1 pseudogene is annotated in these 662 nt (G+C 60.7%); it reads left to right on the top strand.

The features are described from left to right. Positions 1-472: 472 nt before the first annotated feature. A pseudogene (locus VXC91_RS46530) lies at positions 473-662 on the top strand (hypothetical protein); the annotation flags it as partial.

The raw sequence follows: 662 nt of genomic DNA, 5'->3' as shown, positions 1-662 counted from the left end.
CTAAAGGGTGAAAGTCCCGATGAGGAGAGGTGAGACTAACTCATTAGCCGAGCGGCAAGGGCGTCTCCGTGAGGAGGGGTCTGGAGGAAGCCGGAGGCGAAACCGGGTACCGAGGTACACGAATCGCATTGGAGGCTAGGCGCATTGGGTAAGTCGGCTGACTACGGCGAAGCCCGCTCTCACTACGGGTGCGCAGAGTATATGCGGCGGGAATCCGGGGAAAGTTGCTGTCTTTATTCGGGGAGATCTGCTCGGGTGTCACCTGTAACCGTGTGATGGCGGGGATCGTGACGATTGGTGGGAGTAATCCCATTGGTTTGCCGAGCAGAAGTCAGCAGAGGTCATAGTACCGAGATGGGTAGGCAGTAGGCCGACAAGGGCTCGGGAAGGACCGAACGTTTAGTGGATTGGGGGAAGGGTGCCTGCTCGATCGGGTCACGATGACCGCTGTCCGACGCGTAGTGACCAGACGGTGCACCATCAGGACGTCAATCACCGCGAGCCCGCCTCCCTGTGGGGCGAGGCGTTCTCGAAGGAGAACCTGCTCGCGGCGCTCAAGCGCGTTGAAGCGAACCGGGGTGCCCCCGGCATTGATGGGATGACCACGGAGGAACTGCGGCCGTGGATTGCCCAGAATTGGCCCAAGGTATGGGCTGAGCTCG

The sequence above is a fragment of the Streptomyces chiangmaiensis genome, assembly GCF_036281785.1.
Taxonomy (GTDB): domain Bacteria; phylum Actinomycetota; class Actinomycetes; order Streptomycetales; family Streptomycetaceae; genus Streptomyces; species Streptomyces chiangmaiensis.
Note: the sequence above shows the minus strand (reverse complement) of the source record. Positions and strands in the feature narration are given on the sequence as shown.